We start from the raw sequence: 21,527 nt of genomic DNA, 5'->3' as shown, positions 1-21,527 counted from the left end.
AAATAAAGGAAAGTTTTGATCATGAGTACACGCCCATCCAAAATTGTCTGCGTTGGTCGCAGTTATGCCGATCATGCCAAAGAACTCGGAAATGCGATCCCTGATCGTCCGGTCTTATTTATTAAGCCACCGAGTGCCTTAGGCTCGCTCGATGCAGGGATTGAATGGAATCCGGAGTGGGGCAACTGCCACTATGAATGTGAACTCAGTTTGCGTATTGACCGGACTTTAAGCAAAGAAAATGATCCTGTAAAAGCACTGCAAGCGGTGGGTGCGGTGACTTTAGGTCTGGACTTGACCCTGCGTGACTTGCAGGATGAACTCAAGAAAAAAGGCCAGCCTTGGGAACGTGCCAAAGCCTTTGATGGTTCGTGTCTGTTGTCAGACTGGATTCCTGTGAATGATGTGGTCGCGGACTGGAAAGATGTGCATTACACTTTGGAGGTGAATGAAGAACTGCGTCAAAAAGGCGATACCGCTTTATTGATTTTTGATATCGCGACTTTACTGGCAGATATCAGCCAGGTATTCACTTTAGAAGAAGGTGATGTGGTGATGACGGGTACACCCGCAGGTGTGGCGGCATTGCATGCAGGCGATCAGTTGAAAATGACCCTGAAAGGCCAGTCTCAGGATTATGTCTGGACGACTTGGGTTAAATAAGCTGAACGTTATTTTTTGATTGAAAGGACTGCGAGTGCAGTCCTTTTTTATCGAGTTTTAAAGTATTTACAGCGCTGGCAAAATAATAGAAAAGTATTGTTTTACCGCAGAGAAGATTATAGTGGGCACTTTAAAGCGGTCACAGGAGTAGGGGTGAAGCAACGTCAGGCGCTAGATGCCAAAGCATCTGCCATCATGTTTGTATTATGTATGTTGTGGGGCTACAACAGGTCGTGCTGAAATGGGCGGCCAGTGATATTTCAGTCTTGATGCAAATTGCCTTGCGTTCAGCCTTGTCTGCGATCATGGTGTATCCCCTGATTCAGCAGAGCGTGCGCCGTCAGCTTTTGAGCACCCGCTATTTGCCTGCAGGATTGCTGGTCGGAATACTGTTCGCAACCGAGTTTTATCTGATTGGGGAAGCACTACGCTATACCTCAGCTTCGCATACCATTGTTTTGCTTTATACTGCGCCGATTTTTGTCGCATTGGGTCTGCACTGGAAATTGCCGGCAGAGCGTTTGTCGCGTGTGCAATGGGGCGGTATCTTCGTGGCATTTAGCGGGATTGTGGTCAGTTTTTTACTCAGACCACAGACAAGCTCTACTTTACAAACCGATGCTTTATGGGGGGATTTTCTGGCCTTACTTGGTGGCATATTCTGGGCAGCCACCACTGTCAGTGTACGTCTGAGCCGACTGGCTGAAGCACCTGCCACCCAGACCTTATTCTATCAATTATTGATGGGCGGCATATTATTGCTACCCTTGGCCTTTTTTAGTGGGCAAGCGACCATTCAATGGACGACCCTGTCTATTTCCAGTCTGATCTTTCATACCATGCTGATTTCCTTTGCCAGTTATTTGATCTGGTTCTGGATGCTGAAACATTATCTGGCTTCACGTTTGGGCGTATTTTCTTTTTTAACGCCTGTATTTGGCATGCTGTTTGGGGTGCTGATTCTGGATGAACAGATCGAACTGAATTTTATTGTTGGAACCTGTATGGTCATGCTGGGCGTGATTCTGGTGAGCTTGCAGGGATGGCTGAAAAAACCGAATACAACGAACAATCCTCAAGAGCAAACATGAACGTCTGGTCGATGAAACTGGCCACCTGGATTGGCCTGTCTTCCATTCTGATCTGGGCCAGTCTGGTGGCTGTGGTCAAATTGATTACCGAATCTACCAGTCCGGTGCAGGGGATTGCCCTGATTTACACTTTTAGTAGTCTGGCGATTCTGGCATTGATTGGATTTCCTAAAATCAGGCAAATGTCCAAGCGCTATCTATTGGGTTGTGGGGCTTTGTTCGTTGCTTATGAAATTCTATTTCTTGTTGCAGTTGCCTGGTCGGATCACCGTGAACAGGTGATGCTGATTGCGATGATTAATTATCTCTGGCCACCCTTGATGATTGTCTTTTCGATATTTGCCCGGCAATTGCAGGCGCGTCTTTGGGTCATTCCAGGATTTTTGCTTGCTGTAGTCGGTCTGATGTTGGTGGTCAATCCTGAAATTACTAATCTATCGAAACTTATGCAGGTTTTAGCTGAAAATCCTTGGGCTTATGGCTTTGCTTTTATCGGTGCCTTGTTATGGCCATGTTATTGCATTCTGACCAGAAAATATGGTCGTGGACAAAACGGCGTACCGATTTTTTTTGTGGTCGCCGTCATTGCGTTATGGGGCTTACATCTGGGCTTGGATGAGCCTTTCAGGATGCCTTCATTGAAGCTCTGGCTGGAAATCGCCATAGTAGGCAGTCTGATCGGGATTGCTTATAGTAACTGGAATCAGGGCATGCAGTACGGCAATATCAAGGTACTGATTTTGGCCACCTATTTTATGCCAATTCTGTCTTCAGTTATGTCGATGCTGATTCTGGATATTCGGCCCGAGCTGAGTTTTTGGATTGGTACTGCTTTGGTGACCGCAGGTGCGATCGTCTGCTGGAAGTCTACGCAAACAACTTAAAAAAATCCTCTCAAGCGAGAGGATTTAGGATTATTTATTCCGGAACAATTCAGAAAGTGGAAAACTCAGCTTTTCTTCCAGATATTGATCGGTTTCCTGTAGTTTAGGCGAGAATTTCTGCATCCAGATTTCCTCGGTATGTGCCTCGGTGAAGTGATGCTTACGTGGCAATGGATAAGGAAGTTGCAGATAAAAGTCCCAAAAACTCACCTGATCCAGATCACGTACCAAGACATATTCATTGTCATCGGTACGTTTGATCAGATTTTGTTTTTCAAACATGCTTACATAGTTTGGCCAGCGACCAATTTCATCACGACCCAAAGCATCTAATGCTTCTGCTTCACTAATGCTCTCACCAGTTTTTTGCTTTTTATGAAACAGCTCTAATAGATCCAGCAGCATGATGATTGGGTGACGTTTATGATCCTGGCCAGATTCAAAGGCCGTCAGGGCATAACTGATCTCAACGCCGAGTAAGACAATATTCCAGGATAAATAAATCCACAGTAGAAAGATCGGCACAGCGGCGAATGCACCATAGACAATCTCATAACTGGTAAAGTTTGACATCACAAAACCGAACAGGTTTTTAAGCAGCTCAAACACCACTGCACTAAACAGGCCGGCAATAAATGCAGACTTGAGTGGCACACTGCGATTGGGGATGGTCCAGTTTAGAATGAAAAATCCGAGTACGGTCAGAGAAAAAGAAATGGCCCAGAGGACAAAAGCACCATTAAGTTCATACCCGGCAAAGTTATTGCTGAGGACACTCATGGAAGCCACGGTTGATGAAATGACGAAGGCACTACCCAGTAAAATCGGTCCCAGCGAAATGATAGTCCAGTAGCGCATAAACCCGATGATTCCACCTCGGGTCTGAGTCACTCGCCAAATTCGGTTAAAGGCCGTTTCGATACTGGTGAGCATCAATACGGTCGTAATAAATAAAAACAGGATACCAATCACGGTTAAATTACTGGATTTATCGGTAAAGGCATTCAGCGCTTTATCAAAGGCAATCGTGGTTTTGGGTAGAAAGTTACTGTAGATCAGCTGTTGCAATTGTTGTCGTGCAGGCTCTAAGGCTTTAATCGATGAAATAATGACCAAGAAAACCGTCAACATCGGCACGACTGCGAAAAGCGTAGTATAGGTCAGGGAACCGGCTTGCTCACGACAACGGTCTGCTTCAAAGCGTCGGAGTACGAATAAAATAAACTGAAACCAGTGTTTCTCATAAAAGGGTAACTTTTTTAAATACTCAACAATCATGTGCATCCAATCTCAATTTTTTTAATCATCATGAATTTTCATCCATTAGCTTAACCAAAAAAGTTACAGAATATCGTATAGTTTTATTTTTTTAAGTAATGAATAAGAAGCCTCATGCAACCTTATGTTCTTGTTTTATATTACAGCAAATATGGCTCAACGAAAGAAATGGCACATCTGATAGCCAATGGCGTTGAATCGGCAGGAATGGCGGTAAAAATTCGGACTGTCCCGAATATTTCTAGCGTCGTAACCATAGCCGAGCCGAGTATTCCGGCAGAAGGAGATATTTATTGCAGTTTAGAGGATTTGGCCCAGTGTTCTGGCTTGGCCTTAGGTTCACCGACCCGTTTTGGCAATATGGCCTCAGAAATGAAATACTTTTGGGATCAGACCACCAGTCTATGGCTGAATGGTGCGCTGCACGGTAAGCCGGCCTGTGTCTTTACCGCATCGGGTTCCATGCATGGCGGACAGGAAAGTACCTTGTTGACTATGCTGCCACCATTATTCCACCACGGTATGATGATTATGGGGCTCAGTAATGCTACAGCTGCCTTGTCCAATACCAAGACTGGCGGTACGCCGTACGGTGCCAGTCATGTCAGTGGCCCACGGCATGATCAGGGTTTAAGCCCAGATGAAAAAGTTTTGTGCGAAGTACAGGGCAAACGACTGGCTGAAGTGGCTTTCAAACTCAATCAGTCTTAAGCATTAACTCAGAAGGAAATGAAGAACTCACTCACTTCATTTCCTTCATGATATTAATCTTCTTTTTGATCTTTTTGATCTTTTTGATCTTTTTGATCTTTTTGATCTTTTTGATCTTTTTGATCTTTTTGAATAAATCTATGTTTGCATTTTAAACATTGATAATCCAAGAATAAATTACGGTCGACGGAAATCCCGGCTTTCTTGCCTAGAAAATTCCCCACTACACCACCAGTAATCCCGACACTGATTGCGCCGACAAAGGTGCCTACAGTCCCGCCGACAATAACACCTAAAGGTCCTGCTACCGTGCCAATCGCAGCACCAATGGAAGCACCCGAAGCAGCACCACCCACAGTCCCGGCAGTTGCGCCGGCAGAACTCATGAGAATACCGCCAATTTTCTTTAAATTCTGTTCGTGATCGCGCTGTTCGATCTCGGTTGAGCCACATTTAGGACATTGCATAGTCTCATTCCATGATGTATGACATGCTACCTGTCGTAACACGCATAATGTTTCTATAAATATAGGTTTAATTGAAAAGATTAGAATCTTGTTCTGTTAAGCATAAGGTGCTTTAGGCGATAAACAATTGATATTTTGTGAACATTTTGGTTTTTATTTTTGAGTTGGCTAGCTATAAAAAAAAGCGCCAGATCTGGCGCTTTTAAATTCATGATCAGCATGACTGCTTAATCACGAACAAATTCAACTGTGCCATTTGCCAAAGATTTTACGCGTGCCAGTGACTCCACACGGTAGCCTTTTTCAAGCAGCAAGTCGCGACCAGGCTGGAATGATTTTTCAATCACAATACCAATACCGACCACTTCTGCGTTTGCCTGATGAATCAGATCGGCCAGACCCAGCGCCGCCTGACCATTCGCCAGGAAGTCATCAATCACTAAAACCTTGTCGGTTGAGCTGATGTGTTTATTTGAAATCGCGATGGTGCTTTCAGTTTGTTTGGTAAATGAAAACACTTTAGAGCGGTATAAATCATCTTTCAGGGTCAAAGACTGGTATTTACGTGCAAAGATGACAGGTACACCAAGTTCTAAACCTGCCATCACTGCAGGTGCAATACCTGATGCTTCAATCGTAATAATTTTGGTGATACCAGCATCCTTAAACAGACGCGCAAATTCTTGACCAATTAATTGCATCATGACTGGGTCAATCTGGTGGTTTAAGAAAGAATCCACTTTCAAAACTTCTTCAGAGAGAACGATGCCTTCGGCCAAGATTTTCTGTTCTAGTGCATGCACGGGAGAATCCTCAAGAGCAGGTGCTTTTTCAAGCAAAAGCGTATTGTAAAAAGCACCCGGAAAAAATCAAGTGAAATTCGCCAAAATCTTAGTTGCTTGCACCTTTATAGTCAGTTAATAGCAAACCATAAGAGGTTTTCTTGTCTACATGCGAAACTTTGACTGGCAGATAGTCAAGTTTCGGTGCCAGCCAGAAGATGGTTTCACGACCCGGCTTGCTATGCTTCATCACCACCTTGATGGTATTAAAAGAACCATATTTGGTACTGACCGTTTCTGAACCTTGTCGAACAAACTTACGGCCTTCGACCTCTTTAGCATCAGCAAGATAATAATTCGATTTTAAGCCACCATTTTTTAGATCTTCACGAATTTGTAATTCCGCATTCAGTTCATCCAGAACATCGGCTCTCCAGGCAAAAGAACGCTTTTCATCATCTTTTCTGGTATTGATGGTTTTGCTGGAAGGATTAAAGTTAATACTCATGGTGTTGTTATGTACCAGGATTTTACTGCTACGACTGAAACTGCTGGAGCCAATCTTGCCGTTATTAAAGGTGAAACGGCTGGTTTCAGTTGCTGAAGCAATACCACCGGCTTTTGCAGCAAAGACGTAAGTCCAGTTATTGCCGGATTTACTCAGAGTACGGGTGGCAGAACCCATATTCTTGCCATTATAGCTAAATTGATAATTGGCTTGGAAAGGCGTCATGGCAAAAGCCTGGCTAGAAATACCAGTCAACAGTATTGCACCGCTTAGACCTGTGGTCATCGCTAAAGTCTTAAATACAGTCTTCACCATTAGTCATTTTCCTATATTGGTTAAACGGGCAAAATATCTTACTTGTTGTAGCTTTTATTCTTTAGGCAAAATATGGAAATTTAAGGGATATTTCTAGCAAAAATGTATCTTTCATGTAGTTTTTTTCAACAAAAGTTCAAAAAACGGGATTGAATAGTATTCAAGACGGATCTTTCTGTTTGATCGGGGTCACCAGGTTATCGTCCATTTCGTCTTCATCCCAATTTTCCTCTCTGTCTTGAGAAAGTTTCCTAAACAGGGCTGCCAGATTCACATTACCAATCACCACCAGTTCAGCTTCGCGAAGCACTGCATGATTCACATGAACTTTTCCTAGAGTATCAATAATCGAACGGTTTTTGCCTAACCAGCGGTTCAAGTCCAGATACAGCAAGTCATCAATGACTTTAATAACGCCAAGTTTTTCCAGAATCATGCCCAATGGATCTTTGTTCAAGATGCGTTGATAGAAGAACAGGGCAAAACGCACCCCAAGCTTATACAACAGATTTGGATATTTGGCGTCAATAAGCTGTGTATCACTGATTTGCTCGAATACAATCAGCTGGGTGGTCTTATTCAGTTCCATCTGAACCAGCTTCAAGTCTACCGACAAAGTGATATTCAGGCCTTTATAGTCTAGTGTCGCGTAGAGACGCAGCCAGTCTTCATGCAGGTCTGCGTGTAAGTCTTTCAGTGCATCGACATTGTCGGTGACAAAGCGTTGAAAAGTTGCATTTAAGAAGACTTGCGATAAAGGGAATTCACGCTCATCCTCAATAAATCCTTCCGCCCTCTGATACACTTGGCGGATTCGGTTGGAAATATTGGAAATTAGCGTTTGCATATTGAAGCATCCTAGCAACTTTATTTTTGACTCGAAGTGTATCTTGTCGAATTGTATGAAAAATACAAGTATTCAAGCTTGAAGTTTAGCAAAATAAATAGCACCATTTTTATAGTTTTAGTTATGTAACGTTGAAGATTTGATGGATTTGGCATTTTTAAAATAGAAATGCCCAATTTGTTTGTTTTTAATCTTTAAAATACTTTTTTGGGGAACTGAACTCAGGACTGAGTTTGGGTAATGTGATAAACAATGATATTAATGCCTCTGGTCAGAACCTGGTGGAAAGATCCAGTGTTTAGCAGTGCCGTGCTCACCGCAGGCATTCTGCATTTGATCGTATTGACACTGGAATTTGGTATGCCGCAAGATCGGGAGACCAGCACCAAAGAAATTGCAGTCAGCTTGCGACAAACAGATGAAAAAATTGAACACGCTGATTTTCTGGCCCAGACAGACCAGCAAGGGTCTGGCAAGTTTCGAGAAGCGCATCGGATGTCGAGTGATATGCCATCTCCTTTGTTAGAGCAGAAGGCAGGGGAAGAACAACAAGAAAGTCCGGATCTGCTGCAACAGAAACAGGAACTCAGTTTTGAAGAAAAAGTGCTGATGACCACCTTGAGCTGGCAAAAACAGGCAGAAGAAAATCAGCGTAAAAAAATGCAGGAGCAGTTACAAAGCCAGTTTCAGGCCAAAGCAGCCATGGTGGCCAGTCTGGAAGCGCAATATTTACAGCGTCAGCAAAATTTTAGTCGTCAGCAAAAAATTAAAACTGTGGATGGTATTCAATCCAAGCAGGATGTCTCCGCAGCCTATCTGGAAAAGTTCCGTCAGAAAGTAGAGTTTTATGGCAATCAGTATTATCCGGAAGCTGCCAAGCAGCAGAATCTGGCAGGTGAAGTTCGTCTGATGGTGATCCTGAATCAGAATGGAGGGATTCGTGCCATCCGATTAATTGACAGTTCAGGACATGCCATGCTGGATGAGGCTGCGAAATCTTCTGTACGTAAAGCGGCGCCATTTGGTGCGTTTGATGCCAAAATGAAGGAAATTTCTGAATTGCGGATTATCCGAACCTGGCGTTTTGATCCGGCTGAAGCAGAGTTTGAAGTACGTTAATTCATTCTAGTTCTCTTTCCCTTTGGGAGAGAGTTAGAGAGGGGTTTTAACAGGTATTAGAACCTCTCCCTTGCGAACTCAGAATATATTCTGAGGATTCTCATCTCCTAGAGGAAGAGCGAATATAAAGCATTAAAAAAGCGAGCCTCAGCTCGCTTCCTTCATTTTCTTTTAAATCTTAATCTCGTTCCAGATAAGGATTTTCAAAACCCAGCTTGGCCAGAATTTCAATTTCAATGCCTTCCATTTCTTCCGCATCTTCATCTGATGTTTCATGATCATAACCCATTAAATGCAAGGTGCCATGCACCAGCATATGGGTGAAATGCGTCAACGGCGCTTTTTGCTGCTCAAGCGCTTCAGCAAGTACCACAGGAATACAGATCACCAGATCGCCAATGGGAAAGGCATCCAGAAATTGCGCCATTTCATCTGGAAGATCGCTCGGAAAAGACAGGACATTGGTCGATTTGTCTTTGCCGCGATATTCCAGATTCAGTTTATGACTTTCATCATGATCGACACAGGCAATTCCGATTTCGCAATTACTTTGCGTACCGATATGACCTAAAGTGGTTTCGACTACTTTTTTAATAGAGGCACGTTTTAGTACCAGTTCAGGTGACTGAAAATCCTGCTGTAAGGAAAGACTAAGTTTCAACACAAATCCTTAAATTGAAAGCTTAATGCTGTGCATCTGCGGCAGCATTATTTTCAGCGATCAAGGCGTCCTGACGTGCTTTACGTTCGGCACGTGCTTCAGCACTTAAACGCTGCTGATCACTGTCCCAGCCTTCATAGGCTTCAACAATTTTCTGTACCAGTTGATGACGAACCACATCACGCGAATGAAAACGGGTGATATGAATTTCAGGAATTTTATCAATCACACGAAGGGCATGTGAAAGACCAGACTGTTGGCCGCGCGGTAAATCCACCTGCGTCACATCACCAGTAATGACCGCTCGCGAACCAAAACCTAAACGGGTCAGGAACATTTTCATCTGTTCAGGGGTGGTGTTCTGTGCCTCATCCAGAATCACGAAAGAATGATTCAAGGTGCGGCCACGCATATAAGCGAGTGGCGCCACCTCAATCACTTGACGTTCAATCAGCTTGGCCACTTTTTCAAAGCCGAGCATTTCATACAAAGCATCATACAATGGACGCAAATAAGGATCGATTTTCTGGCTTAAATCCCCTGGCAAGAAACCCAGTTTTTCACCGGCTTCGACCGCTGGACGAACCAGTAGAATGCGCTGGATTTCATTGCGTTCCAGCATGTCCACAGCAGCAGCGACAGCCAGATAGGTTTTACCGGTTCCGGCAGGACCTATACCAAAAGAAATATCACTTTGCAGAATACGCTGTACATAACGTTTCTGGTTGGCACCACGCGGATTGATCCGGCCTTTACGGGTTTGTAACCAGACATTGTCCAGGCCGGTATGTTCTTGGTCTTCTAGATCTTGCTGGAGTTCACGGTCAGTCTGACTGCCCTGAATCATTAGGTGCAGGGTATCTGCGCTGATCTGCTGGCTCTGTTCAGATTCTTCATGCAGACGTTGCAAGAGCATTTCGGCTCTTTCAACGGCATCGATTCCACCATCCACAATAAAACTCTCTCCGCGATGGGAGATTTTGACATCTAAACGTTGTTCAATTTGCTTCAAATGACCGTTATAAGCACCTAACATCGCTTGGATACGGTCCATTGAAATCCCAGGAAAAGCTACTGTACGTCGAATCGCTGCAGTCAAAGAGTATTCCTTATGAAGTGTACGTTATATGCTCTACATTACGCCACGTCAGGCTCAAGATTCAAGAGTTCACCATAAACTAAATTCAAAGTTTTAATTTCGGTCACTTCGATCTCGGCAAAGCGACCTACCCAGGCAGGATCACCAATAAAGTTGACATAACGGGTGTTGTCCGCCGTACCCACCAGAATATTCGGATCTTTATCAGAGACTTTCTCGATCAGTACCCGCTGGATGCTACCGAGCATGGCATCCGTTTTGTCAATACTCGAGCGTTTAATCCATTGCTGAACTTTGGCCAGACGTTCTTTTTTGACATCTTCCGGAATGGTATCTTCCAGTTCTGCCGCAGGCGTACCCGGACGTTTTGAATAGATAAAACTATAAGAATGATCGAAATCCAGATCTTTAATGAATTGATAGGTCTCTGCAAAGTTCTCATCGGTTTCACCCGGGAAGCCAATGATAAAGTCTGAAGATAAATGCATATCGGGACGAACTGAGCGTAACTTTTTAATTTTCTCGATATAGACATCGATGGTATGATTACGTTTCATGGCCTGAAGCACATCATTCGAACCACTTTGTACCGGCAAATGCAGATGTGAAACCATTTGTGGCAGGTCACGATAACACTGGATCAGGTCATCATTAAATTCGAGTGGATGCGAAGTGGTATAACGAATCCGGCCAATGCCCGGAATATCCGCGACTAAACGCAACAGATCGGCAAAAGTACAGATATTGCCTTCAAAGGTTTCACCACGATAGCCATTGACGTTTTGACCCAGCAGGGAAATTTCACGCACGCCTTTTTCTGCCAGACCCGCAATTTCAGCCAATACATCATCCAGTGGGCGAGACACTTCTTCACCACGGGTATAAGGCACCACGCAGAACGAACAATATTTTGAACAGCCTTCCATGATCGAAACAAAGGCTTTATAGCCCTCAACACGCGGTTCAGGCAGAAAGTCGAATTTTTCGATATCCGGGAAGGAGATATCTACCAGTTTGATTTTTTCTTTTTTCGGTTTTTCGATCTGGTCAAAATGCTGATCCAGCATTTGTGGCAAGCGGTGCAGGGTTTGCGGGCCAAAAATCATGTCGACATAATTGGCACGTTTCTGGATGTTGTCGCCTTCCTGAGACGCCACACAGCCGCCAACCCCGATAATCAGATCCGGATTCTTGTCTTTCAGTTTGCGCCAGCGACCCAGCTCGGAAAACACTTTTTCTTGGGCTTTTTCACGGATCGAGCAGGTATTCATCAGCAGAATATCGGCATCTTTAGGATCGTTGGTCAGCACATAGCCATGAGAATCGCCTAACAGGTCTGCCATACGGTGACTGTCGTACTCATTCATCTGACACCCTTGCGTTTCGATATACAGTTTTTTTACTGCAATCTCATGGACAGGGGTGTGCGCTGGCTGGGTAACAGTGTTTTCTGAGGCAGCTGGGGCACCATTCGGAATGAAGGTTTGAACCGTCATGTAGGCTCCTACAAGGTAATACGTTGAAAGAGTGAACGAACAGCCTGATTGACGCATCAAACAGGTGAATAACAATTCAATTCACGGACTGAAATATGGGAAGGCGCATATTTTAGCAGGAAAGTCGCTTAAACTTATAGCTTAAATTAAACGTGGAAAAATATTGATTTATGGGTAAAAATTGTCTGTAGATTAATATTGCTTAATCATAAGGTTACATAACTGAACAATACAGTTGCTTATAATATTTCAACAAAGCTCTTATGATAAGCAACATAGGCTAGGCACAGAATCGATGAGAGAAGGCAAAGGGATGTTGAAACACACTGAAAATATGTATAAATATTATAAATTAATTACGTTAAGTGTGGCGTGTATCTGTTCAGCAAGTACATATGCAGCTGAAGAGCAATTTAACGATGCCTTACGTGCGGCCAATGCAGGTAATACTGAATTATTACAACAATATCGCCTGTCCATGCAGAATGATGCTTTAGGCTATTATCCGGAATACTGGATTTTAAACCAGAATCTTGCCTTGCAACCTGCCAGCCAAATTGTCAGTTTTGCTCAGCGCTACCCGCAATCTGCGATGGCTGAAAAGCTGGCAGCGGACTATGTCGAAGAAAAAGTCAAAATGGCAGATTTCACCACGGCTCAACCGGTATTGCCTTATGTGACCAATGCCGATCCAGCTGAAGCCTGTGCCGTAGCACAAGTTCGTGCCAAAGCCGGTGATGAGCTGGTTTATGCCGAGTTTAAAGAGGTCTGGTTAACCACCAATAGCCAACCGGATTCTTGTACTGGACTTGGTCGAATGATGCTTTCTAGTCCTTTAATGACGGCAGAAGACCGCCAACAGCGACTTTGGGTACAATTGCGTGCCGGTCAGTCAGGTCAGGCCATTGCCACTGCGCAAGGAATCGGTCTGAATCTGTCTTTAGCACAACTCAATTCGATTCAGGCCAATCCAACCAATTATTTATGGTCTGCACCGAAAAACAGTGCGGCAGAACATGCTTATCTGATTTATGCACTGGGACGTCTGGCAGATAGTGATCTGGACTCGGCGTTATCCATTCTGAAACGGACTGCTGAAAGCACACCAGTACAAGTACAACGTGCCTTATACCGAGCTGTGGGTTATGTCGGTGGAACCACAGTCATGAAGAACAACTTTAACCGGGAAGTGTTAAATGCCTTTGATGCCAGTTATGGTCTGCCATTTAGTCCGGAAGAAGCTGAGATTTATGCGCGTCAGGCCATCCGTTTTAGTGCGTGGGAAAGCCTAATCCGTGCGATTGATGCCATGAGCGTCAATCAGAAACAGGAAGATCGCTGGCAATATTGGCTGGCCCGTGCCAGTGAGCAGCGTGCAGATCGTAGTTCAAAGAAAACTGCAGAGAGTATTTATCGTACATTGGCCGCCGGGGATGATTATCACAACTTGCTGGCACGCGACAAGTTGGGACAGCTAACTGCGAGCACACCCAATCCAATTCAGCCATCGAATCAGGCCATGCAACGTTTGAATCAGGATATTCATTTCCGTCGTGCGTTCACGCTACGTAATATCAGTGCACCGAATAACTACATTAACCGTGAATGGAACTGGGCAGTGCGTCAGGCCTATCTGAAGAAAGATGATGAGCTGTTGCTGGCCGCAGCAAAGCGTGCCATGGACATGGGCTGGCATGATCGGGCCATTTATGCAGCTGACCGCACCGTGAACAAACATAACTACAATTATCGTTATCCAATGCCGCACCAGAATTACGTGGTCAGTCATAGCCGCAATGCCGGGATCGATCCGGCTTGGGCTTATGGCTTGATGCGTCAGGAAAGCCGTTTTAATACCGTGGCACGTTCACATGTGGGCGCCGGTGGCCTGATGCAAATCATGCCAGATACCGCCAAGCTGGTGGCGCGTCAAATGGGTGAGGCTTATAATCCGGCAGCTCTCACCGATATGAATACCAATATCCGTTACGGCACCTTTTATTTATCGACCATTCAGCGTCAGCTCAGCAACAGCCCAGTCTTGGCAACCGCAGGCTATAATGCCGGACCAAACCGTGCCCGCCGTTGGCAGCCAGAATTTCAGGGCATGGCAGCAGATCAATATACTGAAAGTATTCCTTTACTTGAAACTCGGGATTATGTGAAACATGTCATGACCAATGCCACGCATTACGGTCTCTTGTTAGGACAGGGTGCACAGTCCGTGGGTAAGCGTATGCAACTGATACCATTACGTAATACACAATAAAATTAAAATTATTGGGGATGGTGATTTATTCATGAAAATAATGAAGGATCGTCGAGTTTGGGGGAAATGGGCAGCGCTTGTATTTTTGGGCAGCAGTCCGGCAGCATTCGCCATGCCGACAGACTATGTTATGGATGTAGAAATGGTGCCGGCTTTGTGTAGCCTGTACCCTGAATATGCAAAGAAACGAAAATGTCTAGAAGGTTATTCCTTGAATATTTCCGGCTTATATCCTCAGACTACATCACAAAATTGTACGACCAATAGCTCCGCGAAACTGTCACCACTGCAGTCCAAGGTAGTGGCCAGGATCATGCCGGATGACAATACCCGGACAATTTTATGGCGCAATATCGGTGGCTGCGTGCCGATGAATGCCAGTCAATATTTCCGGACGATTATCAATTATGCAGATCGTCTCAAAGTGCCTGCAGAACTGACGGAACAGGAAAATATTACGATTTCTGTCGATACATTGCGGGCAAAATTCCTGAAAATTAATCCGCAATTACCGGGCAATGCCTTGCGATTCAACTGCCAGCAGACCCAGTCGGCCAGCGTGCTTACCTCAATCAAGGTCTGTTATCGCCCGAATGGCAATTACAAATCCTGTCCTGCCAACATTATTAATACATGTCCAAAAACTGTCACAATAAAAGGAACATACTGAGCTTTTTTGCCGATTTAATTTATATTTCCTATCAGACTTTAGGTGAAATCCGTCCTCTTTTATATGCATCTGGCAAAGGATTGGAGTACAATCTTTCGCGTTTACGATTATTAGATTAAATACTAACTATTTAATCGCATTGAATATCCTCAATTGGAGATAATTAGATGAAGCAAGCAGTTCGTGTTGCCGTTACTGGCGCTGCAGGTCAAATTGGTTACAGCCTATTATTCCGTATCGCAAGCGGCGAAATGCTAGGTAAAGATCAACCAGTGATTTTGCAATTGCTCGAAGTTCCTTTTGAGAAAGCTCAACAAGCGCTTAAAGGCGTAATGATGGAGCTTCAAGATTGCGCATTCCCATTACTAGAAGACATGATCGGTACTGATGATCCTAAAGTTGCATTTAAAGATGCTGACTACGCGCTTCTAGTTGGTTCACGTCCACGTGGTCCAGGTATGGAACGTGCTGACCTGCTTAAAGTGAACGGTGAAATCTTCATCGGTCAAGGTCAAGCATTGAACGAAGTTGCGAGCCGTGACGTTAAAGTTCTAGTTGTTGGTAACCCTGCAAACACGAATGCTTACATCGCAATGAAATCTGCTCCAGATCTTCCAGCGAAAAACTTCACTGCAATGTTACGTCTTGACCACAACCGTGCTGCATCTCAAATTGCTGCTAAAACTGGTAAAGCGGTTAAAGACATCAAAAATCTTACAGTTTGGGGTAACCACTCTCCAACTATGTATGCTGACTACCGTTTTGCAACAATTAACGGCGAAAGCGTTAAAGACATGATCAACGACCAAGAATGGAATGCAAATACATTCCTTCCGACTGTTGGTAAACGTGGTGCTGCGATCATCGAAGCACGTGGTTTGTCTTCTGCTGCTTCTGCTGCTAATGCTGCAATCGACCATATGCGCGATTGGGCTCTTGGCACAAACGGCGAATGGGTAACGATGGGTATCCCTTCTGACGGTTCTTACGGTATCCCTGAAGGCGTAATGTTCGGTTTCCCTGTAACAACTGAAAACGGTGAATACAAAATCGTTCAAGGTCTAGAAATCGACGAATTCAGCCGTGAACGTATCAACGTTACGTTGAATGAACTTGAAGAAGAGCGCGCAGCAATTGCTGACATGCTTAAATAATTTGATCTGCACAGATTAAATTAAAAAGCACTCCATTTGGGGTGCTTTTTTTATGTCCCTCACTTTAATCAACAAAAAATAACAAGCTGTGAAGGAGAGACAACTGAGTTTTCGCTATGAGCGATCTAAGGTAGAGACAAGATTATAGATAAAAAAGATGGAGGTTCAGATGTTAGAACAACGCGCCACCTTCGAACTTTTCTTTGAACAATTGGGTCTGGATTCGAGTCCGGAAGCGATTGACGAGTTTATTAGCACGCATCAAATTGGTATGGATGTGCCACTGCATAAAGCTCCTTTTTGGAGTAAATCACAGCATGACTTTCTAATCAGTCACTGGAAGAAAGATGATGACTGGGCCATTTTTGTCGATGTGTTAAATGAACAATTACATATTGAGGCAGAGGGTTCAGGTTCCTGTGACATACCCAGCCATAAATCAACCTAAGAATTCGAATCTCAACACGCTCATAATTTAACGCTACGATGGAGTCTATTTATGCTTACGGAACAACAGTTAACTTTAGAATTATTATTTGAACAATTGGGTTTGCCTTCTGATGAAGCCTCAATTACTCAGTTTACCCATACCCATCAATTACCATCTGAAGTCGCATTGCCAGATGCCGAATTCTGGAGTGAGGGGCAAAGTGCCTTCTTGCGTGAACACTGGCACCAAGATGATGAATGGATTGTCATTATTGACAAGTTAAATCAGCTTTTACATGTGGAAAGCGACAAGCAAAGCTCTTAAATGCATTCATACAAAAAGAAACAACAAACCTAGTCAAATGACTAGGTTTTTTTTGCCTTATCTTATAAGTTAGATCTATAAATAATTACAATTTATCTGATATAAGGAGGGCGCGATGCTCGCAAAGAACCAACCATCCTTAGAGCTCTTGTTTTCTCAGCTCGGTCTCGCCAATAGTCCTGCGGCTATTGAATTGTATGTACGCACTCATCAACTGCCAGCAGGGCTGTCCTTGCACGATGCGCCGTTCTGGAATAAAGCTCAGCGCTCTTTATTGATTAGTCATCTGGTACAGGATGATGATTGGGCAATCTGGGTGGATGAGCTGAACCAGCAATTACACATGGATGCCTACAGACGTCAGCCTGCTTAACTGTGTTATATCTTGGTATTACTTAAAAAATGAAAGTGATGCTCAAAAGAAAACGCCTCAAATGAGGCGTTTTTTTGACGCTGTTAAGCTTAATGCATTTTACTTTTTAATATTTTGATAAACCATTCCTGCTGACGATAATCACTAAAGGCATGATGCTGCTGCAACAATTCCAGTTCACATTCAGCCGTTTTGGTGTATTTACCTAACCAGTGACGTGTCAGGGCCGGCTCATTTTTACTGGCACTGGCATAGGCCAGTAAAAAATAAATATCGCCATGTTCATAACTGGCCATCGGCTTAAGAATTTGCTGGGTAATCAGGGCAAAATGCTGCTCTTTGGTCAATTCAAAAAACATCATATAAGCCTTGGCCAGATGCAAGGATAAATTGATATACATGCGCAGCGGCATTTCTTCAAATTCCACCCGGCCTTGTTCAAGTAAGACAATCGCTTCTTGCAGGAAATGTCGCTGTTCCTGACGCAGCTCACTTAAAGTCACCAGCTGTAAACGAAGATCAGCACGTTCAAGCGTTAATTCTGGCGTATTGCCTTTTAAGTACAATTGGTCAGTTTCACCCAGTCGCTCAATAATCTGCTTGGTTGTTAATCGCATCAACGCAATCCTCATTTCTCAATAATGCCTATATGAGGTTAAAAAAATAAATTTAAAGCATGAGCGAGCATTAGACTAGGGCTGTATCGCTTCTTAACCAGGCCGTAATGGATAGACGTTGCTGTTTGGAAATTAAAACTTCATGTAACAAATCACTCTGGAACAGTACAATCCGGTTCGGCTGTGGCTGAATAATATGCCACTGGCCATTTTTATCTTGCAGACGCAATTCACCCCCCCAATCTGCCTGCCATTGTTCATGCAGATAATACACACTGGAAATCATTCGGCCATTTTTAGCTTTAGGATTGTCACGATGCAGCGCATAAAACTCGCCAGCGTGATAGCAGGCAAAATGTGCTTCGATTTCTTTAATGCCTAAATAAAACGCGCGGTTTAAAGCTTGAGAAAACTGTTGCAGGGTTTGGGTGTGTAGGTGGGAAATTTGAAATTCAGGTCGTAACCAAAGAATATGATCACTACGGATGTTGCTGACGACGCCATTTTGAATGGCTGCATTACGAAATTCGTTTAAGTGGCTTAAGCATTCCTGACTTACCGCATGTTGATATTCACTAGAATAAGCATCGTCAACAATACTAAAGCCATGTTGATCTAAATCATCTAAGATTTGATCAACATTCCAATCCCCTGGGATGATAACAGCTTCCATTTTTTTCAATTCTCGATAGTGTGGCAAAACAGGTTCGCTATTTTAGTGTAAGAATCGTGCCTGAACGAAACTATTTTTCATGTTAAAATAGCTGTTGATATTAGGAATTAATGAAACATGAATTACCGTCACTCTTACCACGCAGGCAACTTTGCCGATGTCATGAAGCACGTTTTATTGCTTCAGTTGTTGACTCGACTGAATGCAAAAGACAAACCTTATCGCTATGTAGATACACATGGTGGTGCGGGTAAATATGATTTATCGACTGCTGAAGCGCAAAAATCTGGTGAGTTCTTAAACGGTATTCATCGTCTTGTTAAACTGGATGACTCGATCAAGCGTAATGCACCTGAAGGTGTACAACAATATTTGAAAGTTGTTGAGAAAATGCGTGAAAACTTTGGTAAGGGTGCTTATCCCGGTTCACCTTGGTTTGCACTAGAAGGCATGCGCGAGATTGATAAAGCGACCATTTTTGAAATGCAGCGTGATGTGTTTCAGCAGCTTCGTCATAATATTTTTGACAAGCGTGCCGGTTTGCATGAGCGTGATGCTTATGAAGGTCTTTTGGGGGTGATTCCGCCGAAAGAAAAACGTGGTCTGGTGATGATCGATCCACCTTATGAGCTTGAGCGTAAAGATTTTCCACAATTGGTAGAATTGCTGGTTGCCGCTTATAAGAAATGGCCGACAGGTGTATTTGCTGTTTGGTATCCAATTAAAGACCGTGCCATGATTGAACGCTTCGAGAAAAAAATGTTCAAGACCGGCATCCGCCGTCAACTGGTGTGTGAAGTCTGTGTATGGCCGGATGACACCCCAGTCGGCTTGAATGGTTGTGGTTTGCTGGTGATTAATCCGCCTTGGAAATTCTCTGAAGATGCAGATGAAGCACTACAATGGTTATTCCCACATCTTCGTATGAGTGAAAATGGTGGTCACGCTGCAGTTCGCTGGTTAGTCGGCGAATAATTTTTTCAAAGCACAGGTCATAGCTAGGATCGACAAGAATGACAAATATAAGCAAACCGGAACGCGACTCATCAAAAGACTTGCCTTTTGATGGCATCACCTTTGAGGTGGAAGAAGAGGAACATACCCAGGAAGGGCAGAAAGTTAAGCGTCGAGGCATCTATCTATGGCCGAACCTGATTACAACCGCTGCGTTGTTAGCGGGTTTCTACTCCATTATTGCCAGTATGAATGGCAATTTCCAGCAAGCGATCTATGCAATTTTTATTGCGGCTTTGCTGGATGGTTTGGATGGGCGCGTGGCGCGTGCGATTGGTGCGCAAAGTCCGTTTGGTGAACAGTTTGATTCGCTTTCCGATATGCTGGCTTTTGGTGTGGCTCCCGCGATCTTGATGTATAGCTGGGGGTTGAGTGATTTAGGCCGGATTGGTCTGGCCGCCTGTTTTGTCTATACCGCCTGTGCTGCTTTTCGTCTGGCCCGTTTTAACGTACAGATTGGCGTGGTAGACAAGCGTTATTTTATTGGTGTGGCCAGTCCATTGGCGGCTCTCATGATTGTTTCGCTGGTCTGGGTCGGTTTAGATTTTCCTGAAATTTTTGATATTCGTGAAGCATCCATTCAGATCATTAACGCCGTTGTCATTATTGCGGTGGGCTTGTTGATGATTTCCAATATCAAATATTATTCATTCAAGACCGTAGAGCGTAAACGCGTTCCGTTTTTTGTATTACCAATTGCCGTATTTGTCTTTGCTGCGATGACTTATAATATTCCTGTCGGCATTCTGGTAATTTCTATTCTCTATGCCTTATCTGGTTTTGTGACCACCTTTATGGCAAAAAGATCGAGTAGATTATAAAAATATAAGGAGTCTGAGATGCGGTTTCTTCAAGATTTTTTAGATCGTTCGAAACAGCTGAATCAGACTCCAACTGTTTCGCATTATCCTGCCTATCATGGCCCCAACTCAAAATATAAGATTATTCATCAAGGTTTGATGATTCCTGGACTTCCGGCGCCGCTGCACTATCTAAATTTTCTCAGCATTATCGGGCAGCCGAATGCACCGATGCTGGCCAATCCCAGTGCAATTCAAACCAACGCACTGGATACCGCTACGGTGATTTGCAGCACGAGTTCGCATATGGTCGGCCAACTGCATCGTTATTCAGTACAGCAGGACTGTAACTTTGATGCTGGCTTATTTCAGTTTTTAGATCGGGAGCAACTGAGTGGGGCCTTTCCTCATTTTCGTTTGCAGCGTTTTGACTCGGAACTCAGTTTCGATTTAAGCATTCATACCACTCAGCTCATTTCCCACTTTAGCCAGGTGAGGTTTTCACTTGCCGAGCACTGGTCTTTGCTGTGCTATTGCCAGGGCACATTAAAATATAAACAACAGACATATAATATTGATAGCCTCGGAAGTTTTGAATATGCACGAAGTTTCAATTTCCCTTATCTGCCTTTGGCCTTCCTGACTTATCAAATTATTAACCTGAGTGAAAACCGGCAGCTACTGTTGGCGCAAATTCGGGATGGAGTGAATAGTATTGTTCAGTCTCGGATGTATTTGCGTGATTTAAACAAGATGCAGACTCAGATGTTTGACCAAAAAGTGTATTTTAAAGTTCATCGTGTCTATCCGCGCGTCACCACGCCGAATGGGCAAAATATGTATTTGCCACGTGAATTTGAATGGTGTTACGAAGCTAAAGATGGTACCTGTATTTGGGTACAAGGGCAAAGTCGCGGTGATTTCAAATTTGGTTTGGCCGCGGGCTATGTTGGAAGTTTTAGTTATCAGGTCAAAATAAATGAAGAGAACGAAAATGGGGAAGGTGGCTACTGTGAATACATTGATTGCCGTCCTTTACGCTTTCAAGAACAAGATAAAACCGACAAACTTTTAACTCATTTATCAAATTCTGTACCTTTAATGCTCAAAAAATAGAAAAACCTGCATTTTTTGTAGAATAAATAAACAGTCGTTGGGTTTTTGCTGAATTATTTAAAAATAAGGGTTGTGTTGAGTGTGAAATGCTGTAGAATGCACATCCATCGGCAGTGATGAAGATTAAAACTTCTGATAAAACAGTAACTTAGCACGAAGTGTTAAG

At 43.7% G+C, this 21,527-nt stretch carries 23 protein-coding genes and 1 pseudogene; 14 read left to right on the top strand and 10 right to left on the bottom strand.

All coding sequences use genetic code 11. The features are described from left to right. Positions 1–21: 21 nt before the first annotated feature. The 3 genes and pseudogenes from GVV58_RS07565 to yddG all read left to right on the top strand — a co-directional run bounded on the left by GVV58_RS07565 (position 22) and on the right by yddG (position 2,638). A complete protein-coding gene (locus tag GVV58_RS07565; protein ID WP_159516273.1) occupies positions 22–663 on the top strand; it encodes a fumarylacetoacetate hydrolase family protein in 642 nt (213 codons plus the stop codon). 153 nt (positions 664–816) lie between these two features. Beyond that, a pseudogene (locus tag GVV58_RS07560) lies at positions 817–1,754 on the top strand (DMT family transporter). Then, on the top strand, positions 1,751–2,638 hold the full coding sequence (gene yddG, locus GVV58_RS07555; protein WP_159516361.1) for an aromatic amino acid DMT transporter YddG: 888 nt from the start codon (positions 1,751–1,753) through the stop codon (positions 2,636–2,638). The pseudogene GVV58_RS07560 and the gene yddG overlap by 4 nt, the downstream one beginning before the upstream one ends. 30 nt (positions 2,639–2,668) lie before the next feature. Here yddG and GVV58_RS07550 read toward each other — a convergent pair whose 3' ends face one another. Next, positions 2,669–3,916, bottom strand: coding sequence for a YihY family inner membrane protein (locus GVV58_RS07550; protein WP_005168686.1), 1,248 nt, complete (start codon positions 3,914–3,916; stop codon positions 2,669–2,671). A gap of 114 nt (positions 3,917–4,030) precedes the next feature. Between GVV58_RS07550 and wrbA the strand changes: the two genes are divergently transcribed. Continuing rightward, on the top strand, positions 4,031–4,627 hold the full coding sequence (gene wrbA / locus GVV58_RS07545; RefSeq protein WP_100535169.1) for an NAD(P)H:quinone oxidoreductase: 597 nt from the start codon (positions 4,031–4,033) through the stop codon (positions 4,625–4,627). Between the two features lie 53 nt (positions 4,628–4,680). On the opposite strand, the gene GVV58_RS07540 is transcribed toward wrbA, so the two are convergent. The 4 genes from GVV58_RS07540 to GVV58_RS07525 all read right to left on the bottom strand — a co-directional run bounded on the left by GVV58_RS07540 (position 4,681) and on the right by GVV58_RS07525 (position 7,546). Continuing rightward, on the bottom strand, positions 4,681–5,094 hold the full coding sequence (locus GVV58_RS07540; protein WP_159516272.1) for a hypothetical protein: 414 nt from the start codon (positions 5,092–5,094) through the stop codon (positions 4,681–4,683). A 227-nt stretch (positions 5,095–5,321) separates the two neighbouring features. After that, on the bottom strand, positions 5,322–5,897 hold the full coding sequence (locus tag GVV58_RS07535; RefSeq protein ID WP_005094083.1) for a xanthine phosphoribosyltransferase: 576 nt from the start codon (positions 5,895–5,897) through the stop codon (positions 5,322–5,324). Positions 5,898–5,985: 88 nt separating this feature from the next. Then, positions 5,986–6,699, bottom strand: a complete 714-nt coding sequence (locus GVV58_RS07530) for a DUF3108 domain-containing protein (RefSeq protein ID WP_005168676.1) — start codon at positions 6,697–6,699, stop codon at positions 5,986–5,988. Positions 6,700–6,859: 160 nt separating this feature from the next. Beyond that, positions 6,860–7,546 (bottom strand): hypothetical protein, encoded by a 687-nt coding sequence (locus GVV58_RS07525; RefSeq protein ID WP_005094079.1) that lies wholly within the window; start codon positions 7,544–7,546, stop codon positions 6,860–6,862. Positions 7,547–7,807: 261 nt separating this feature from the next. On the opposite strand from GVV58_RS07525, the gene GVV58_RS07520 reads away from it, so the two are divergent. Beyond that, positions 7,808–8,665: a TonB family protein gene (locus tag GVV58_RS07520; protein WP_005094077.1), complete on the top strand. Its 858-nt coding sequence runs from the start codon at positions 7,808–7,810 to the stop codon at positions 8,663–8,665. Between the two features lie 178 nt (positions 8,666–8,843). Here the strand turns inward: GVV58_RS07520 and ybeY are convergent, their stop codons facing one another. The 3 genes from ybeY to miaB are packed head-to-tail and all read right to left on the bottom strand — an operon-like array spanning position 8,844 to position 11,921. Next, on the bottom strand, positions 8,844–9,326 hold the full coding sequence (ybeY, locus tag GVV58_RS07515; protein ID WP_005094076.1) for an rRNA maturation RNase YbeY: 483 nt from the start codon (positions 9,324–9,326) through the stop codon (positions 8,844–8,846). Positions 9,327–9,348: 22 nt separating this feature from the next. Beyond that, positions 9,349–10,425 carry a PhoH family protein gene (locus GVV58_RS07510; protein ID WP_005094064.1) on the bottom strand — a complete coding sequence of 359 codons (1,077 nt, stop codon included), beginning with the start codon at positions 10,423–10,425 and terminating at the stop codon, positions 9,349–9,351. 38 nt (positions 10,426–10,463) lie between these two features. Continuing rightward, on the bottom strand, positions 10,464–11,921 hold the full coding sequence (gene miaB, locus GVV58_RS07505; protein ID WP_005094063.1) for a tRNA (N6-isopentenyl adenosine(37)-C2)-methylthiotransferase MiaB: 1,458 nt from the start codon (positions 11,919–11,921) through the stop codon (positions 10,464–10,466). 334 nt (positions 11,922–12,255) lie between these two features. On the opposite strand from miaB, the gene GVV58_RS07500 reads away from it, so the two are divergent. From GVV58_RS07500 to GVV58_RS07475, 6 genes are all read left to right on the top strand, one after another. After that, positions 12,256–14,190 (top strand): lytic transglycosylase domain-containing protein, encoded by a 1,935-nt coding sequence (locus GVV58_RS07500; RefSeq protein ID WP_171502638.1) that lies wholly within the window; start codon positions 12,256–12,258, stop codon positions 14,188–14,190. Between the two features lie 31 nt (positions 14,191–14,221). After that, the gene (locus tag GVV58_RS07495) at positions 14,222–14,860 is read left to right on the top strand and encodes a ribonuclease I (protein WP_159516270.1); all 639 of its coding nucleotides are present in this window, start codon (positions 14,222–14,224) and stop codon (positions 14,858–14,860) included. 167 nt (positions 14,861–15,027) lie between these two features. Next, the gene (locus tag GVV58_RS07490; RefSeq protein WP_004281429.1) at positions 15,028–16,014 is read left to right on the top strand and encodes a malate dehydrogenase; all 987 of its coding nucleotides are present in this window, start codon (positions 15,028–15,030) and stop codon (positions 16,012–16,014) included. Between the two features lie 169 nt (positions 16,015–16,183). Further along, entirely contained in the window at positions 16,184–16,462 is a 279-nt protein-coding gene (locus GVV58_RS07485) for a DUF2789 family protein (RefSeq protein ID WP_004645104.1), read from the top strand. A 51-nt stretch (positions 16,463–16,513) separates the two neighbouring features. Beyond that, positions 16,514–16,768 (top strand): DUF2789 family protein, encoded by a 255-nt coding sequence (locus tag GVV58_RS07480; RefSeq protein ID WP_159516269.1) that lies wholly within the window; start codon positions 16,514–16,516, stop codon positions 16,766–16,768. Positions 16,769–16,883: 115 nt separating this feature from the next. After that, entirely contained in the window at positions 16,884–17,141 is a 258-nt protein-coding gene (locus tag GVV58_RS07475) for a DUF2789 family protein (protein WP_004645106.1), read from the top strand. 89 nt (positions 17,142–17,230) lie between these two features. Here GVV58_RS07475 and GVV58_RS07470 read toward each other — a convergent pair whose 3' ends face one another. Both GVV58_RS07470 and GVV58_RS07465 read right to left on the bottom strand, forming a co-directional pair. Continuing rightward, complete coding sequence (locus GVV58_RS07470; RefSeq protein ID WP_100355120.1) at positions 17,231–17,758, bottom strand: hypothetical protein; 528 nt, start codon at positions 17,756–17,758, stop codon at positions 17,231–17,233. Between the two features lie 70 nt (positions 17,759–17,828). Beyond that, positions 17,829–18,431 carry a 2OG-Fe(II) oxygenase gene (locus GVV58_RS07465; RefSeq protein ID WP_100355119.1) on the bottom strand — a complete coding sequence of 201 codons (603 nt, stop codon included), beginning with the start codon at positions 18,429–18,431 and terminating at the stop codon, positions 17,829–17,831. Between the two features lie 117 nt (positions 18,432–18,548). On the opposite strand from GVV58_RS07465, the gene rlmJ reads away from it, so the two are divergent. Genes rlmJ through GVV58_RS07450 form a run of 3 tightly spaced genes read left to right on the top strand, consistent with a single transcriptional unit; the run spans position 18,549 to position 21,361 of the window. Next, positions 18,549–19,406, top strand: coding sequence for a 23S rRNA (adenine(2030)-N(6))-methyltransferase RlmJ (gene rlmJ, locus GVV58_RS07460; RefSeq protein ID WP_005094045.1), 858 nt, complete (start codon positions 18,549–18,551; stop codon positions 19,404–19,406). Positions 19,407–19,444: 38 nt separating this feature from the next. Next, entirely contained in the window at positions 19,445–20,266 is an 822-nt protein-coding gene (gene pssA / locus GVV58_RS07455; RefSeq protein ID WP_005094042.1) for a CDP-diacylglycerol--serine O-phosphatidyltransferase, read from the top strand. A gap of 18 nt (positions 20,267–20,284) precedes the next feature. Next, the gene (locus GVV58_RS07450; RefSeq protein ID WP_005094039.1) at positions 20,285–21,361 is read left to right on the top strand and encodes a DUF6670 family protein; all 1,077 of its coding nucleotides are present in this window, start codon (positions 20,285–20,287) and stop codon (positions 21,359–21,361) included. Positions 21,362–21,527 lie beyond the last annotated feature (166 nt).

The organism is Acinetobacter sp. 18QD2AZ41W, assembly GCF_009829025.1.
Classification (GTDB): domain Bacteria; phylum Pseudomonadota; class Gammaproteobacteria; order Pseudomonadales; family Moraxellaceae; genus Acinetobacter; species Acinetobacter pseudolwoffii.
The sequence above is the reverse complement of the archived record's forward strand: the minus strand, read 5'-3'. Positions and strand labels throughout refer to the sequence as shown.

Coding starts and splice junctions, on each gene's coding strand:
- GVV58_RS07565 (WP_159516273.1), top strand. CDS start 22: ATGAGTACACGCCCATCCAAAATTGTCTGCGTTGGTCGCAGTTATGCC.
- yddG (WP_159516361.1), top strand. CDS start 1,751: ATGAACGTCTGGTCGATGAAACTGGCCACCTGGATTGGCCTGTCTTCC.
- GVV58_RS07550 (WP_005168686.1), bottom strand. CDS start 3,916: ATGATTGTTGAGTATTTAAAAAAGTTACCCTTTTATGAGAAACACTGG.
- wrbA (WP_100535169.1), top strand. CDS start 4,031: ATGCAACCTTATGTTCTTGTTTTATATTACAGCAAATATGGCTCAACG.
- GVV58_RS07540 (WP_159516272.1), bottom strand. CDS start 5,094: ATGCAATGTCCTAAATGTGGCTCAACCGAGATCGAACAGCGCGATCAC.
- GVV58_RS07530 (WP_005168676.1), bottom strand. CDS start 6,699: ATGGTGAAGACTGTATTTAAGACTTTAGCGATGACCACAGGTCTAAGC.
- GVV58_RS07525 (WP_005094079.1), bottom strand. CDS start 7,546: ATGCAAACGCTAATTTCCAATATTTCCAACCGAATCCGCCAAGTGTAT.
- GVV58_RS07520 (WP_005094077.1), top strand. CDS start 7,808: ATGCCTCTGGTCAGAACCTGGTGGAAAGATCCAGTGTTTAGCAGTGCC.
- miaB (WP_005094063.1), bottom strand. CDS start 11,921: ATGACGGTTCAAACCTTCATTCCGAATGGTGCCCCAGCTGCCTCAGAA.
- GVV58_RS07500 (WP_171502638.1), top strand. CDS start 12,256: ATGTATAAATATTATAAATTAATTACGTTAAGTGTGGCGTGTATCTGT.
- GVV58_RS07495 (WP_159516270.1), top strand. CDS start 14,222: ATGAAAATAATGAAGGATCGTCGAGTTTGGGGGAAATGGGCAGCGCTT.
- GVV58_RS07490 (WP_004281429.1), top strand. CDS start 15,028: ATGAAGCAAGCAGTTCGTGTTGCCGTTACTGGCGCTGCAGGTCAAATT.
- GVV58_RS07485 (WP_004645104.1), top strand. CDS start 16,184: ATGTTAGAACAACGCGCCACCTTCGAACTTTTCTTTGAACAATTGGGT.
- GVV58_RS07480 (WP_159516269.1), top strand. CDS start 16,514: ATGCTTACGGAACAACAGTTAACTTTAGAATTATTATTTGAACAATTG.
- GVV58_RS07475 (WP_004645106.1), top strand. CDS start 16,884: ATGCTCGCAAAGAACCAACCATCCTTAGAGCTCTTGTTTTCTCAGCTC.
- GVV58_RS07470 (WP_100355120.1), bottom strand. CDS start 17,758: ATGCGATTAACAACCAAGCAGATTATTGAGCGACTGGGTGAAACTGAC.
- GVV58_RS07465 (WP_100355119.1), bottom strand. CDS start 18,431: ATGGAAGCTGTTATCATCCCAGGGGATTGGAATGTTGATCAAATCTTA.
- rlmJ (WP_005094045.1), top strand. CDS start 18,549: ATGAATTACCGTCACTCTTACCACGCAGGCAACTTTGCCGATGTCATG.
- pssA (WP_005094042.1), top strand. CDS start 19,445: ATGACAAATATAAGCAAACCGGAACGCGACTCATCAAAAGACTTGCCT.
- GVV58_RS07450 (WP_005094039.1), top strand. CDS start 20,285: ATGCGGTTTCTTCAAGATTTTTTAGATCGTTCGAAACAGCTGAATCAG.